Annotated in this window: 15 protein-coding genes and 1 pseudogene; 8 read left to right on the top strand and 8 right to left on the bottom strand. The window is 43.0% G+C overall.

Annotation, left to right across the window (positions count from 1 at the left end):
• Positions 1–32: 32 nt before the first annotated feature.
• On the bottom strand, positions 33–1,598 hold the full coding sequence (locus IQO02_RS09465) for a YjjI family glycine radical enzyme (RefSeq protein ID WP_016794489.1): 1,566 nt from the start codon (positions 1,596–1,598) through the stop codon (positions 33–35).
• Between the two features lie 328 nt (positions 1,599–1,926).
• Positions 1,927–2,526, bottom strand: a complete 600-nt coding sequence (locus IQO02_RS09460; protein WP_010428918.1) for a class I SAM-dependent DNA methyltransferase — start codon at positions 2,524–2,526, stop codon at positions 1,927–1,929.
• Between the two features lie 161 nt (positions 2,527–2,687).
• On the opposite strand from IQO02_RS09460, the gene IQO02_RS09455 reads away from it, so the two are divergent.
• Entirely contained in the window at positions 2,688–3,566 is an 879-nt protein-coding gene (locus tag IQO02_RS09455) for a LysR family transcriptional regulator (RefSeq protein WP_010428915.1), read from the top strand.
• Positions 3,567–3,626: 60 nt separating this feature from the next.
• Here the strand turns inward: IQO02_RS09455 and IQO02_RS09450 are convergent, their stop codons facing one another.
• Positions 3,627–3,977 (bottom strand): hypothetical protein, encoded by a 351-nt coding sequence (locus IQO02_RS09450; RefSeq protein WP_016769174.1) that lies wholly within the window; start codon positions 3,975–3,977, stop codon positions 3,627–3,629.
• Positions 3,978–4,260: 283 nt separating this feature from the next.
• Between IQO02_RS09450 and IQO02_RS09445 the strand changes: the two genes are divergently transcribed.
• A complete protein-coding gene (locus tag IQO02_RS09445; protein WP_010428909.1) occupies positions 4,261–5,157 on the top strand; it encodes a cation diffusion facilitator family transporter in 897 nt (298 codons plus the stop codon).
• 39 nt (positions 5,158–5,196) lie between these two features.
• Here IQO02_RS09445 and yddG read toward each other — a convergent pair whose 3' ends face one another.
• The gene (gene yddG / locus IQO02_RS09440; protein ID WP_010428906.1) at positions 5,197–6,126 is read right to left on the bottom strand and encodes an aromatic amino acid DMT transporter YddG; all 930 of its coding nucleotides are present in this window, start codon (positions 6,124–6,126) and stop codon (positions 5,197–5,199) included.
• A gap of 190 nt (positions 6,127–6,316) precedes the next feature.
• A complete protein-coding gene (yjjG, locus tag IQO02_RS09435; RefSeq protein ID WP_010428904.1) occupies positions 6,317–6,991 on the bottom strand; it encodes a pyrimidine 5'-nucleotidase in 675 nt (224 codons plus the stop codon).
• 212 nt (positions 6,992–7,203) lie between these two features.
• Here yjjG and IQO02_RS09430 point away from each other — a divergent pair, with 212 nt between their 5' ends.
• The 3 genes from IQO02_RS09430 to IQO02_RS09420 all read left to right on the top strand — a co-directional run bounded on the left by IQO02_RS09430 (position 7,204) and on the right by IQO02_RS09420 (position 9,885).
• On the top strand, positions 7,204–7,368 hold the full coding sequence (locus IQO02_RS09430; RefSeq protein WP_010428901.1) for a hypothetical protein: 165 nt from the start codon (positions 7,204–7,206) through the stop codon (positions 7,366–7,368).
• Positions 7,369–7,605: 237 nt separating this feature from the next.
• Positions 7,606–8,754, top strand: coding sequence for an L-threonine dehydrogenase (gene yiaY / locus IQO02_RS09425; RefSeq protein ID WP_016794488.1), 1,149 nt, complete (start codon positions 7,606–7,608; stop codon positions 8,752–8,754).
• A 249-nt stretch (positions 8,755–9,003) separates the two neighbouring features.
• Positions 9,004–9,885, top strand: a complete 882-nt coding sequence (locus IQO02_RS09420) for a hypothetical protein (protein WP_010428896.1) — start codon at positions 9,004–9,006, stop codon at positions 9,883–9,885.
• Positions 9,886–9,977: 92 nt separating this feature from the next.
• On the opposite strand, the gene IQO02_RS09415 is transcribed toward IQO02_RS09420, so the two are convergent.
• Positions 9,978–10,412 carry a YccF domain-containing protein gene (locus IQO02_RS09415; protein ID WP_032544929.1) on the bottom strand — a complete coding sequence of 145 codons (435 nt, stop codon included), beginning with the start codon at positions 10,410–10,412 and terminating at the stop codon, positions 9,978–9,980.
• A 265-nt stretch (positions 10,413–10,677) separates the two neighbouring features.
• Between IQO02_RS09415 and IQO02_RS22365 the strand changes: the two genes are divergently transcribed.
• On the top strand, positions 10,678–10,803 hold the full coding sequence (locus IQO02_RS22365) for a hypothetical protein (protein WP_016769172.1): 126 nt from the start codon (positions 10,678–10,680) through the stop codon (positions 10,801–10,803).
• Positions 10,804–10,919: 116 nt separating this feature from the next.
• Here the strand turns inward: IQO02_RS22365 and IQO02_RS09410 are convergent, their stop codons facing one another.
• Positions 10,920–11,996, bottom strand: coding sequence for a threonine aldolase family protein (locus IQO02_RS09410; protein WP_010428890.1), 1,077 nt, complete (start codon positions 11,994–11,996; stop codon positions 10,920–10,922).
• Positions 11,997–12,302: 306 nt separating this feature from the next.
• Between IQO02_RS09410 and IQO02_RS09405 the strand changes: the two genes are divergently transcribed.
• Complete coding sequence (locus IQO02_RS09405; protein ID WP_010428887.1) at positions 12,303–12,920, top strand: NAD(P)H-dependent oxidoreductase; 618 nt, start codon at positions 12,303–12,305, stop codon at positions 12,918–12,920.
• The gene (locus IQO02_RS09400) at positions 12,920–14,842 is read left to right on the top strand and encodes a monovalent cation:proton antiporter-2 (CPA2) family protein (RefSeq protein WP_010428884.1); all 1,923 of its coding nucleotides are present in this window, start codon (positions 12,920–12,922) and stop codon (positions 14,840–14,842) included. Before IQO02_RS09405 ends, IQO02_RS09400 begins: the two co-directional genes overlap by 1 nt.
• Before the next feature lie 455 nt (positions 14,843–15,297).
• Here IQO02_RS09400 and tdh read toward each other — a convergent pair.
• Positions 15,298–15,548: pseudogene (gene tdh / locus IQO02_RS22135) on the bottom strand (L-threonine 3-dehydrogenase); the annotation flags it as partial.

Genomic DNA, 15,548 nt, shown 5'->3' with positions numbered 1-15,548 from the left:
CTTAAGCTCGCTGTCATATGTACGCTTAAGTATTAAGCGTACGTCGGTGACATCTCTAAACTCGCTACTCGTGGTTTGCGCTCAAGAATGCCTGTGTTTTTAGCCGCTTCAGCACCTAAGAATGTGGTATTGGTACGTGAACCTTGCTCATCATATTTTGCAATATCAGATAGCTTGACCATATAACCTGTCACGCGAACCAGATCATTTGACGCGACGTTAGCCGTAAACTCACGGTAACCCGCTTGAATCGCCCCTTTGCACAAATTGAACATCGCTTCAGGATTAGATTTCACTGTTTCGTCGATGGTAAGAATGTCACTGATACCCGAGGTGTAGAACTTATGGTGACCCGCGGTAGCGCGAACGTAAGAGACTGGGTCAGGTTCGGTGCCATAAGGAATACGCACACCCGGAGTCACATCTTCATCTAAACTAATACCGCCTTGAGCATGCAGCAAAGCTTTACCCTCAAGCCCATACTTCACTTCAGAGCTTTCAACGATCTCAGCCAGCTTTTCAGAAATGCGGTGACCAAGTTGATTAGCTTGTTCATCGTGACCATAGCGCCCTGCTTTACCTTCTTTTTCCAACAGAATGTTTACCGCTTCAGCCATGCCATAAATGCCAAACATTGGCGCAAATCGGTCTTCTTCAATAAGGCCTTCTTTGGCCAGGAAGCCTTTAAAAAAGTGAGACTCTTCATGCAAGAAGCGGCTACGTGCGTTCATCAGTTCAACCATTTTGCCACTGTAATTCGGCAATACTTGTCGTAAGAAATCAGCACTATCCTCAGACTTCAACGCCACTTGCTTAAGGTTCATACGCACCAAGGTGTTTGAACCACCCGCTAGAGGCAAAGAGTTATAGCAGCTCACAATACCAAAACGCTTGTCGCCGTAAGCCTCGGCATGCGCTGGATAGTTTGCGATATGTGGTTTACCGCACTCGCAGATATTGCTTGCCGCATGACGAAGTAGATCGTCAGGGGTCACAGCAGGGTCGTACATAAAGGTTAGGTTTGGTGCGATCTGCTTCAGTTCAGCATCTACGCGCAAAATCGTACGGCACACAACGTTGTCTGTTGGACCGATATTAACGTGCATGAACGCATCAGGAAGCGTGCGATCCAACATGATCCAGAACAGCTTAAGTTTTTGATATACCTGTTCATCGGTTAGGTCACCAACAAAAGGCATCAATACATCATCCAGCTGTCCTAGGTAGACCGGAATCGACGTCACAGATGGAACGTGATGGTAGATAATGGTAAGCATGTTCAACGCTTCATCAAAATTGGTTGCCGCGCTAAGCTCTAAATACTCTGAGCCTTGATGTAAGTATTTAGAATAGTCTGGAAGTACATAGCGCGGCTTAAATGGAGCGTGGCCTTCAAACATGTCACATAGCACACCTTGTTGTAAGGCTTCCTCTACTTCGTTGCTTACCGGCATATACGGCAGGCTGGCTTCGGCTTCTAAAGCAAGATAGCTCGACTTCTGTTTTGGAGACAGGTTGGCATCTGAAATGATATTGCTAAAGCGTTGTTGTTGATCTGAAAGTGGTGAAGAAGTAGATGACGCAGATTGGTGGCTCATGATGAAACCCTTAAACTTATTATGGGCTTATTTTATATCTCACAGCCGCATTTCCACTAATGAAATGTAGTCAACGATACATTTCCAAAATGGAAACTACCAGTTTATTACTTGTCGGAAACTAACTTATCTATGATCAAAATGGGAAAGAGGAAATCAGTATTGCCGTTGGTAGTGGTAGTGAAGATATTAAAAAGCACTCACTAGCTCGCCTGTTTGGAACACAAACGACTAAAAATAGAAAACCCACATCACTGACCTTAAGTCGTTAATGTGGGTTTAGTGTTTGAAGGAGTACTCTGAATGCTAGCTCAAGATGTATTCTCTATTACAGATGAGGAAGTACTTGTTTTCGTCCAACACCCATCAATACTTTCAAAGTACCTTGTGGCGTATCAATCGAGAACGGTGTTGATACTTCGACAACTGAAAAACCGGCTGCACTTAATACGTTTTCAGAGCGCTGTTGGCTAACGCCATAATCATCACTGTCATTGTCTAAGTACCAATCCCAGTGTACAAACGTGCCATCGTTTTCAAGCAACGTGTAAATAAGACTGACTGTGTCTTGTAAGTTAGGGATAAAACCACACACCGAAGAAGCTACCACTACGTCAAACTGGTTTCTGAATGCTGGATGCTGCGCTGCAAGTCCGCGCGATAAAAGATCAACAACAGGTTCAACGTTGGGTAACTCTTTCTTATCTAACTCTTCAATCATCCCTTCGGAGATATCAAGTGCGATGATCTCTTTTGCTAAAGGAGATATTTTCTGGCTGAGTAGTCCTGTACCACAACCAAAATCAAGGACACGGGTTCCGTTCAAATTAACGAGCTGTGTTAACTGGTCAAATACGGACTGTGCGAATACTGCGGTCGCGGGATCTTTATCCCAATCAACGGCGTATTCGTCCCATTGTTTCGCCATCATGGCCTCCATCTTTACTTCTTGTAGGTTCGGAACTTCTCCAGAGTAAACCAAATTAGTCAATTCGTCATAGAGTTATCATGCAAAGATGGACTATTTCTAAGATAGTCAGCACAATATTCAGATAATATGCACCGACACCCGCTCAATATGGAAATGAAATGAACCTTTCTCAAGTCCAAGCCTTTTGTTCTGTTGCTGATTTAGGGTCAGTATCTGAAGCAGCGCGCCAGCTTGAATGCAACCGAACCAAACTCAGTATGTCGATTAAAGCCTTGGAAAAAGAGTTAGATGTCGAACTGTTCGTGCGCAGCGGAAACCACGTTGAACTCTCTGAAGCAGGTAAAGCCATCTACAAAGACTGCGAAGGCATGTTAGTAACGGCTGCGCGTATTAAACAAACCTGCCTGCATGTCTCGGGCGAATTCAACGCAGAGATTTGGATTGCACGAGATGATTCCCTACCCGATGAGATGTGGCAGGACTTATCTCATACCTTAAACAACAAGTACCCGTCGACTTCATTCAACTTCGTTCTCGCGTCGAGCGGCGACTTAGCTAACCTCGTTGAAACCCAACAAGTCGACTTCGCATTTGGTGTCGATTACGAACGTGTTGACGATCCAAGGATTATCTACAATCCACTCGGTAAAATTCGAATGATGTCTGTGTGTAAGAAAGGGCATGATCTGAGTGCGATGCGACGTGTTTCTGATGAAGTATTGAGAAATTCAATGCAAGCGACCATGGTTTACCTTAACGAAAAGGATAATCCTGAGCTTGAGCCATTCTCTCGCCGTTACATAGGTTTCTCTAGCTTTGACTTTATGCTAGATACAATCTTACGAGAAGAAGCTTGGGGCGTAATGCCTGAACCATTAATTCGTCATTTATTGCGCGAGCAGGAATTAGCGGTGATCAAGCACACTTACGGCTTGACGCAAGAGGATTACTGCATGTTTACAGCAGCAGGGATGGCTGAACACCCAGGAATGAATTGGTTAGCCGACCAGCTCAGCGACTACTTGTTTGATTTCTAACGGTTAATATCTAAACAGGTGATTTCCAAATCGATGCAAAACGATCATAGACTTCCTAGATTAGAAAACCATCACATGGTCTACCAAGTAGCGACCGTCTTCTTCTACCAGCACCATTTCAGCCACAAATTCGCCTCTAGCAATCGTGTATGCTTGCTTCCAAACAAAGGCAATTGAATCGGAACGTCTAAACAGCGCGACAGGCTCACGCTCAGCAAAAAAGCCATTGCTATGTTGATAATGATGGCACACCTTTTCTAAGTAATCTGGCGTAACAATATCTTTCATTCGCTGAGTAAAGTCCCTGCAATGCAGATCATGGTCAATTTTGGTTGAACCTTCCATCAGATTATCCATGATCGGGTTAGCAATCACCCACAACTCGTTATCACTGATATCGTCAAACTTCATATGCACCTACTCCTTAGTAATAGCAGTTCAAATTCACACATCTATAAAATGCACAACAACAGATATATTTAACTAATGATAAACCATCCTATTTCGCTTGCACACTTTACCCCAAAAACAGTCATCGTCAATTTTATTGACACCTAAAAATAAAACTAAATATATGAATATTATAGATTTACTTATTAAAATTAAATAATGCATATAACCATCATCAGATAAAGTTTGTAAAGCCAACTCAATATTAGAACAATGAAGTTATCAAAAACATCTGGAAAATATTATGTGTGACAGGAAAAGCCAAAACGAAAACGGAGTACTCTTGTTCTCAGCCCTTTTAGCATCAGGCTTCGCCACCGGTGGACTGGTATTAGGCCTTCTCGTCGGCTCTCTAGTCATAGTATTTGACGGTGTCTATTCTCTCATTAGCTTACTGTTAACTTTATTGTCACTAGCTGCCTCAAAATACATTAATCGCCCTTCAGACACAGAGTTCCCGTTTGGTCGAGCGATCATCGAACCGATTGTTATCGCAATTAAAGCCATTGTTATTCTGCTTGTGGTTGGTTACTCATTGTATTCAGCGATCGGTGCTTTGATGACAGGTGGTCGTGAAGTCGATGCTTCTATCGCGACTCTGTTTGGTATTTTCAACGTATTGGGTTGTGGTTACGCTTGGTGGTACATCGCCAATAAAAGTAAGCGTATTTCTTCTGGTCTGATTCAAGCTGAATCTAAGCAGTGGCAAATGGATACACTGTTGAGTGTAGCGGTAACGGCAGGTTTCGTGGCGGCTTGGTTAATTACTTTTTCTCCGCTAGCAGAGTACGCAGTATATGCTGATCCAACGATGATGTTGCTGATGTCTTTCTACTTCATCAAAGTACCTTTCGATATGCTAAGAGAAGCAATGCGTGAACTGCTTATGATGTCGGCAACCAAAGATATTTGTGACACGGTAGATAAAAACGTTATCGCTGTAGACAAAGATGCAGAGCAAGATTTAGAGCTAATCGGTGTAACAAAGGTTGGGCCGGAGCTAAGAATTAACGTTGATATCCATACCAACAACCAACAAGCCATTGCGGTCGATGATATAGAACGTACGCGCCGCCAACTTAAGCGACGCTTATCTAAAATGCCTTATGAGCTGCAACTGAACCTCAATGTCGCGAGCTAAGCTTTCACCTAGCAAATGACGCTGGGACATAAGCGCAAATTAAGACTGAGATTGAACCTTTTTAGAAGCCGACGCCTTTGCCGTCGGTTTTTCTCTTGTTACCCACCAGCAAGCTAAAGAGCCAATCGTTACCATACATACGCCCTGCCAAAACGTCATAGTCAATGACAAGCCCAAAATCACCGAGGAAAGTAGCGTCGCGAAGATTGGCGTAAAGTACGACATGGTTGCCAAAAACACCATGTTGCCACCAAGAATCGCCGTGTTCCAAAGTGCATAGCCTGCGCCCATACAAGCGCCAGCTAATGCTAAATCAATTGCAGCACTGGTTGTCATTACCATACCGGTTTCATCACTCAGTGCGTATTTAATCCACAGAGTGACCGCCGTAGCGATAAAGAACAGCACAATCGCATTCTGCCCTTTCGCAACGCGCTGGGTGTAATTACAATAAACAGCCCAAATAATCGCACCAAAGAACGCCATTGAATAAGTTTTTGGGTTGGTCGCAATGTTGGCTGCAATTTGGTCGACAGAAAGACCTTGATCACCACTGATGCTCCAAGCCACCCCAAAAAATGCCAAGAAGATACTTGGATAAACCAACCAGTTAATCTTCTTATCGCTCAGTAGCACCGCAAATAACACCGTCAGTGCTGGCCATAAATAGTTGATAACGGCCATTTCTATTGCCTGATGTCGACTGTTCGCCATTCCCAAAGCAAGAGCCAAGAAAATCTCATAGCAAACAAACAGCGCGCCACCGATCAGTAGGTAAGACTTAGAGAAGCGTGACAGTTTTGGTAACCCCATCACACACACTAACAACAGCGCACTCACAGTGTAGAGACTGGCTGCACCACCAACTGGACCAAGCTGTTCTGACACACTACGAGACAGAGCAATCAAGCAGCTCCACAATAAAATGGCGATAATACCGTAGCAGCTATAACGATGAGATTTCAGCACGCCTCTTCCTTTATCTGTTTGTGGTCATCACTCTGTAAGCTAAACCAAGTTTAAAATATTTGGCCGAGTACATTTTCGTACTCGGCCATCGGTTATTAATTTGCGAAAACTTAAGCGACTTCCGAATATTGAGCAATTTACGAAATAAACTATTTGTTATTGCGTATTCGTTGGTGCTAGTTGTTATTGCCTAAGCCAATAAAAGCGCTTGTAAGTCAGCCAGTGACTTAACTTGATAATGAGGGTTGATACCCGCAGGTATTGCCTTTTCTTGGCTGTTTAACCAACAAGTCTCGATACCAAAATCTAGCCCACCTAGAATATCTGAATGCGGGTTATCTCCAACCATCAACACTCTTTGCTTGGATGGAAATCCCACCAGCTTATGTGCATATTCAAAAATCTGGGCGTCCGGTTTGGCTACCCCAACCTCTTCAGAAATAATCACGTGATCAAAGTAATCTGTCATTCCGGTGCGCTCTAAACGGATTGACTGCAGCTCTGTAAAACCGTTAGTAATGATGCCCATATTCACTTTGCCTTTTAAAGACTCCATCAACTCTTGTGCACCCGGTAATAATGAACAGATGTCTGCCATCGCTGTTAAAAATGCACTGTTTAAAGCAGCCGTTGTTGTTTCTAGTTTCTCGGCCCAGCTTTCGAAGCGGGTGTGTTTCAGTTGGTCTGCGGTAATACGACCATCTTGGTAATCAACCCAAAGTGGTAAATTAACCTTTTGGTAAGCCGAATAATCTTGCTCGCTGAAATCCACCCCAAAACGAGAAAACATCAGCTTCATTCCTTGATAAGCATCAAAATGGAACAAGGTTTCATCTGCATCAAAGAATATCCAATCGTACTTCATTATCTGTCCTATTATTCGCGCTATCTAGCCGTGTTATTTTTGTTCTTTCTTAGCCTCAAAGGCTAAGTGTTCATTCTACTACCATTTTTGTGAGCCTGAATATAGTTCTAAGAATTTATAGAAAACAAGCAACAAGTCATGATGTATCGCAAATTTTGCCACATATTAAACCAATACCATACAAGAAATACACTCAAATACCCGGAGGTATTATGAAGCACTTCTTACCGTCATCTATCATGCTTACTCCTTTTCTTGTTAAATACTATGATAAAGAGCCAGAAGAAAATGAAATTTCAGAAGCAGAACCTACACACAGTCTAACTCAGCCTGAACTTGAAATAATCCTTTCTAACGAAGATGAACCAAGACGATAATGTGTATTTTTCGCCACATTATTCATCAATATCCCTGCATATCTACCAAAATTCAGCTTTTCGATGTTGATAATAAACACACAATAAAACCATAAAAACGATTGCTATATGAGCCCTATCACACCACATAATTACAAAGTGGTAGTTCGGGCTCAAACTTATCTCAGATCAAAAGACTCCCTTCTGATTACCGACAACATAAAAGAAACCAAAAATCATAATTAACGGAGTTTTCCAATGTCTAGTGCATTCTACATCCCTACAATCAACTTCATGGGCACGGGCTGTTTGAAAGATGCTGCTGATAGTATTCAGTCTCAAGGCTTTAAAAAAGGGCTTATTGTTACCGATAAAATCCTGAACCAAATTGGTGTGGTAAAGCAGGTCCAAGATCTTCTTAACCAACGTGGTGTTGAAGCTGTTGTCTTCGATGGCACTCAACCAAACCCTACCATCACCAACGTTAATGATGGCCTTGAACTGCTTACAGACAATGATTGTGATTTTGTTGTGTCTCTTGGTGGTGGCTCTCCGCATGACTGCGCAAAAGGTATCGCACTGGTTGCTTCTAACGGTGGCAAGATTGCTGATTACGAAGGCGTTGATCAGTCTGAAAAGCCAATGATGCCGTTGATTGCGATTAATACCACGGCAGGAACAGCGTCTGAGATGACCCGCTTTTGCATCATTACCGATGAAGCTCGTCACATTAAAATGGCTATCGTTGATAAACACACAACACCGCTTATCTCCGTAAACGATCCTGAGTTGATGCTTGCTAAACCTGCATCATTAACTGCTGCAACCGGTATGGATGCGTTAACACACGCAATCGAAGCTTACGTTTCTATCGCAGCAACACCAATTACAGATGCAGTAGCAATTAAAGCGATTGAACTTGTACAAGCACACCTGAGAACAGCCGTAGCACATGGCGACGATATTGAAGCTCGTGAACAAATGGCTTATGCGCAATTCATGGCAGGTATGGCTTTCAACAATGCTTCTCTTGGTTATGTTCACGCGATGGCGCACCAACTAGGTGGTTTCTACGACCTTCCACACGGCGTATGCAACGCTATCTTGCTTCCACACGTTCAACGCTACAACGCGCAGGTTTGCCCTGAGCGTCTACGTGACGTTGCAAAAGCAATGGGTGTGAATATTGAAGGCATGACACCAGAGCAAGGTGCAGAAGCAGCGATCAACGCGATTGTTCAACTAGCAAACGACGTAAATATCCCAACAGGTATCGCAAAACTAGGTGCGAAGCTTGAAGACATCCCTACACTTTCTGACAACGCACTGAAAGATGCTTGTGGTTTCACTAATCCTAAACAAGCAACCCACGAAGAGATTTCAGCAATCTTCGAAGCGGCAATGTAATCTAGATACTAAGACATTTTGACCTTGCTCGGTCAAATATTGTTCTAGAAACAGATCAATGTAAACACAAACGGACTCACCTTCTGAGTCCGTTTTCATTTGTCGGCCTCTACCTCAAAAGTCACGATAAACCACTAAAAAGTCGCATTGTTGTAATCGCTTGGTTATAGTTAAACTATTGATATATAGAATAACAAACAGGTTCCATTGAGTCGTTGGATAGTTAGCACCTCATTATTAGCTTCACTCATGTCCTACTCTGTTAAAGCGGAGGAACAGAATGAGTGTCACAGCCAGCCATTAGAAGACGCTCCTTTAGAAAAAGCCTACCACTTCCTAAACAGTAAATTTTGTCAACCCGCCCTGTGGTTCGATAGCTTCTTTGTTGATGACCGTATTACAGAAGATGCTAGAGCTGGCACGTCCGTCCGTTGGTACAACGATTTCATCTACTCTGAAGGTGGTGACGTGGGCTACTCAACAAAACTCAATGCGCGTTTACATCTTCCTTTTGTCAGTAAGCGGTTGAAGTTGATCTATGAATCAGTCAGCGATGAAGAGTTCTTTGATTTCTTCCCTAACGACTCAGAAGAATTAGAAAGTGCATTAGGTTTACGCTACGATGCCTATGCCAAGGGTTACAGTAGTTTCAATATCAAAGCAACACTGCGCCCACGAATCGAAGCTCGCTATCGTTTTACCTACCCTTTGACTACAGATGCCGTAGTTAGGCTGACTCAACGTGTTTATCAAGATAAGCAAGAGACAGGAGAGATCACCGATATCGATTTTGATCTTTCACTAAGTGATGATTTCTTAGCTAGATGGTCGAACTTTGCGGGTTATAACGATGATTTAAAAGGATGGGAATATGGTACGGGCTTGACGTTATACCACTACCTTTCTCAAGATCAAGCTCTCCAATATAGCGCGACTATCAAGGCAACCAACGAACCTTACAACCACTATGAATATTCACAAGTGTCGGTGACTTATCGGCAAAACGTTTGGAAAGAGTGGTTATTCTATGAACTAACCCCTCGCTACCAATGGGAAAGAGAGCCTTATGATAAGCACATTGAAGAAGCCAATTTCACACTTAGGTTAGAGGTTCTATTCAACAACGTTTAGAACTTGGTTTTCTTTTTAAGCAACGAACCAGAGATAAAAAAAGCACATCATGCGATGTGCTTTTTCAGTTCAATCAAGATGATACTGTAATCTTAACCTTTGTAGTTTCTTACTCGCGCCGCTTCTGCTTCACGCTTGTCGACAACCGTTTTACCAATTGGCGCCAAAGAGATAACCGCTAACTTAAGGTGCTGAATCGCAAACGGAATACCGATAATAGTAATGAAACACGCCACGGCTGACATGATGTGACCTATTGCTAACCAGATACCTGCAAATAAGAACCAAATAATATTACCTATCACACCTAGCGGACTAGTACCGATATCCATTTCATTGGTTAGTTCATCACGCGAAATCGCTTCCTGACCGAATGGGAAGAATGAGAAGTTGCCCATAACAAAACACGCTCGCCCCCATGGGATACCAACAATAGTGAGAAATGCGAGCAGTCCGAAGAACCACCAAGCTAACCCCATAAATACGCCACCGAACAGAAACCAAATAATGTTTCCTATTGTTTTCATTCTGTATTCTCCAAATTTTTGAACGTTATTTGTTTTATATGCCGAGTAAGGCAGTGCTTGTTCTATTAGGTTCATTATTGTTGAACCTTTATGAACCGCTTATGAATCACTTACATTTTATGTGATTGATACACACCACGGTTCTCTAAATCCACATAGGGCTCAACCCATTTATTTGATACCATGCACTTAGATTTTTAGTACCACGAAGCTAGACAGCTACAAATACTACTACTGTAACTACAACTAATTGAAGGCCGAATTTATGAACAACCCTGAGCAACCTAAAAAGAAAATGAAGAACTGGGTGCCAATTGTCTTCTTCGGGCTTCTCAGCACGGTTCCAGTGTTCATGTTCTTGGTCGACGTGTACATCAACCAGTATATGTAACAGAGCTGGACATCCTAGCTATATAAATGGATACAAGAACTCTTTCCTGTATCCATTTCAGTTAGATCAGTTCTTCTTCAGTCAGCTCTTCTGTAGTCAACTCAACTCTTCCGTGATCAAATCAGCTCTTCGCTAATAAAATCTAGAATGTCTATCAGCTCATGATCAGGCAAATTTAGTAAGTTATCCCCTACATACCATTCAATCTTACATTGGTTTGGCAACTCACTGATCGCTGGGCTTCCTATCCAAATCTTGTGTTTCTTCGCTATGTTATCTCTCACAATAATGCCGTCTTCGTAGTTCACAGGTAAATAAAGGTGAAGCATATTGACCTGCGGTTGCCGCGGATTAACGGTGAACTGAGGGTAATCTTGTAATATTTGATAAACCTGTTTGGTGCGTTCATACAGAGCTGGCATCAGTTCTAATCGCTCATCAAACTGCATCGCAGCAGATACCACATAAGGCGTTCGGTGATACACGTTACCACCTTGGCGCTTCATCCACGCCGATGCCTTCGCTACAAAAGCTTTATCGCCTAACAGTAGCGAACCACCAAGGCCATTGAGACCTTTATACAGCGAGACATAGGCGCTATCGAACCCCTTAGCAATCTCGCGGTATGGCTTTTGGTAATACGCGCCACACTCCCACAAGCGGGCACCATCCATATGAAGGTGAATCGATTGCTCTTTGCAGTACTGTTTAATCGCCTCAAGCTCTTCCCATTCGGGTAACTGCCCACCAATTTCTCGCATCGGCAGTTCATATAATGCGGCTGCGATTTCATCAGGCCATGCCTTTAAGTCATCGACATTCCAAGTGCGGAATACGTTACCGACAGGAAGAACACTAAAACGATTTTGAAGCTGATACCCTTGGCGTTCATGGCGCATAATATGACTCGATTCATGCATCGCCACTACTGGGTTTCTTCTCTCTTGGCACGCAATTTCTAGTGCAGTCGGTTGATTCATGGTGCCCGTAATAACAAACACAGCCGCTTCATAACCGAGCAGATCTGCCACTTTCTTTTCAAAACTCTCAATAAACTCGCCATCACCGTAGCTATCGTGAGTAACATTATTTGTTTCACACCAGTGAGCCATCTGAGCGAATGTTTGTGCCGGAGTTGGTTCTAAGTGACCAGAAAGCAAAAAATCACATTGTTGACGCAGATCTGTACTCATACTCTTTCCTTTATTCGTTATCATTGTATGAAAAGTTGTCGAATGGTTTCGTTCTAACGTTAAGGTGACATAAAGTAAAAATATTAGCTTTTATTATTAACGAATATTTAGTTTTACAAGCTCATATCCTTTCGAAGTATTGAATTGTATAAACAATACAGTGCCTTAAAACAAGGTAAACTATACGAAATGAGATAATGAAAAAACAATCACTATTAGCTAATTCGTTGTTCTTCAAGCATTCTTCTATTATTGTATATCTATAATCCCAATAGGTATTATTCGTTTATATACAAAGAGGGCTATATGTCGAAAAATCGAGTTTTAGTGCTATTCGCACACCCTTCTCAACATCGTTCTGAAGCAAACAAACCGTTATTTGAGCAAGCAAAACGCGTTGACGGTGTCACGTGCGTCGACCTCTATGCCGAATATCCAACGTTCAAGATCAGCATCGATCGTGAGCAAAAACGCCTATTGGACCATGACATCATCATTTTTCAGTTCCCCTTATATTGGTACTCCACACCGGCAATTCTCAAAGAGTGGCAAGATCTCGTTCTAGAGTATGGCTTCGCCTATGGAACCGATGGCAACGAGTTACAAGGTAAGAGCTTACTGTGTTGCATCACTGCTGGCGGTAAAAAGGATGCTTACCAAAGTGATGGCTACAACCACTTCACTATTCGAGAACTGCTTCACCCAATTGAACAAACCGCGTCTTTATGTGGGATGAACTATCTTGCGCCTTTTGCGCTTTTTGGATCTCGTACCGCTTTAGAAGAAAACCGTATTCAACAACATGTCGATAGCTACAGAACGCTTTTACAGGCCTTGGTTGCAGGTGATATCAACATCAAAAGAGCCAACAAGGCAGAAAAGTTGAACCATATTGTGGAAGAATTGATGGCAGAGGTTAAATAATGACGGGATACTTTCTACAAGCATTTATCTATTTAACTGCAGCCGTGATTGCGGTCCCTATTGCCAAAAGACTTGGACTTGGATCAGTTCTCGGCTACTTAATCGCTGGCGTTGTGATTGGTCCCATCATTGGATTGGTTGGCGAAGAGACAACAACCATCCAGCACTTTGCCGAGTTCGGTGTAGTGATGATGCTGTTCTTAGTCGGGCTTGAACTTGAACCTAAGATGCTATGGGCGATGAGAAACCGATTGATGGGGCTTGGTGGCCTTCAAGTTGGTGGTACGACCGCTATCGTGATGGGAATTGCACAGTTCTTTGGTCAACCTTGGACGATTGCTTTAACTATCGGTTTGATCTTTGCGCTTTCATCGACAGCCATTGTTCTACAAACGTTCAATGAGAAAGGCCTGTCTAAAACGGAAGGCGGTAAAAACGCTTTCTCGGTACTTTTGTTCCAAGATATTGCCGTTATCCCAATGCTGGCGTTCATCCCTTTGTTGGCTCTTCCTGAATTGGTTGCTTTGGCAGAAAGTGCCGCCCAAACCGCTGCACACCATGATGAACTCAGTTTAGTTGCAGGTTTGCCAAGTTGGGCATACGGACTTGTTATTACGGCTTCAATTGCGATTGTGGTCGTCGGTGGACATTATCTAAGTCGGCCACTGTTTCGTTTTGTTGCGAGCTCTGGCTTACGCGAGATCTTCACTGCAACTGCACTGATGTTGGTGATTGGTATTGCCGCGCTAATGAGCCTTGTTGGTTTGTCGCCTGCCCTAGGTACTTTCTTAGCAGGTGTGGTACTTGCCAACAGTGAGTTCAGGCACGAACTGGAATCTAACATCGACCCGTTTAAAGGGTTATTGCTTGGATTATTCTTTATCACGGTAGGCGCAGGTATCAACTTTGGCGTTCTATTTAACGATTTCGCACTCATCATTGGCTTAACTCTTGGCGTGATGGCGCTGAAAGCCTTGGTGTTGTTTACACTGGCTTTGATCTTCAGAATCAAAAACAGCGACCGCTGGCTATTTACATTGAGCTTGGCTCAAGCGGGGGAATTTGGTTTTGTACTACTCAGCTTCTCAGCACAGAACCATGTATTACCTGCGGATATTGTTCAAACACTATCACTGGTTGTTGCCCTCTCTATGTTCTTAACTCCTGGTCTGTTCATTCTGTTTGATAAAGTCATTCTGCCCCGTTACGAGCAAAAATCGAACGATCGAGAAGAAGACAAAATAGAAGAGAAAGGTACCGTTATCATTGCAGGCATCGGCCGATTTGGTCAGATAGTAAACCGCTTGTTGGTATCAAATGACGTCAATACCGTAGTATTGGATCATCAAGCAAACCAAGTGGACTTATTACGCTCCATCAATATTAAATCTTACTTTGGTGATGCTACTCGTCACGACTTGTTGCATACCGCGGGTATCGAAGAAGCCGCGATGCTTGTTGTTGCTATCGATAATCAAGATTCTAGCGTCGAATTAGTGAAGTACGTAAAACACACGTATCCAAAAGTTAAAATCTTGGCGCGTGCATTTGACCGTGGTCATAGCTATCGCTTAAGAGAAGCCGGCGCCGATTTTGTGGAATCAGAAACGTACCATTCAGCACTTGAGATGGGCGCACAAGCCTTGCGTTCTCTTGGGCATCATCCATTTTTTGTTGAACAGCAAAAATCAACGTATCAACGTGTCGAAAGTCGTAAATCTGAAAAGCTTTATCAAGCTTGGTCTGAAGCCGAAGAAAATCCACGCTACGACAATAACTACCGACAGATCTTCATTCACCTGGAAGAAGCGATGAAAGAAGACATGAAAAAAGACCGTTCAGACAAGCATTCTCGCTCCGAACGTGGCTGGACACCACCGCCAAAAGGTTATGCAGACGGCTTTGAGGAAGAGGAGTCCTAAGCAAGTTCTAGCTAACCATTCTCTATACCAATTCAGAAAGCGGCTCTCATGCCGCTTTTTCTTTGCCCATACCTTTACCTACAGCTCGAACAGGGCACCGGCTAACTAGGTAGAGCGTGCTAAACTCGGCGATCTTTAGGATTTATGTGATCTACCCATTATTTTTAATTTCTCATCGCTCTGTAAAAATGAATTCAATTTTTACATTGTTGAAACATTCCTCGACATATAAACCATACAAGTCGAATGGCTGTACTTGGTTACGCACTCGGTACATACGGCGCTTACATCTGTGGCCTAATCATGCAGGCTGCTGCATTGGGTTAACAACTCATTGCTGTAAAAAATGGGCAACTGAACCTTGATCATATCGCCCATTTTCTTGAGTTCCGAGATGTAAAAAAGGCGACAGTAAAAACTGTCGCCTTTCTAATATCTTGTTACTCAGCTAAAACTTATTCCCAATCTAGGATTACTTTGCCTGACATACCAGAGCGCATCATGTCGAAGCCTTCCTGGAAGTCGTCCACTTTGTAGTGGTGAGTAATGATTGGTGTTAGATCTAGGCCTGACTGGATTAGTGACGCCATCTTGTACCAAGTTTCGAACATTTCACGACCGTAGATACCTTTGATAACCAAGCCTTTAAAGATTACTTGGTTCCAGTCTACTGCCATGTCTGATGGTGGGATACCTAGTAGAGAGA

Source organism: Vibrio sp. OPT24, assembly GCF_015163545.1.
In the GTDB taxonomy this organism is placed as follows: Bacteria; Pseudomonadota; Gammaproteobacteria; order Enterobacterales; family Vibrionaceae; genus Vibrio; species Vibrio cyclitrophicus.
This window is presented reverse-complemented; position numbering and strand designations above follow the sequence as displayed.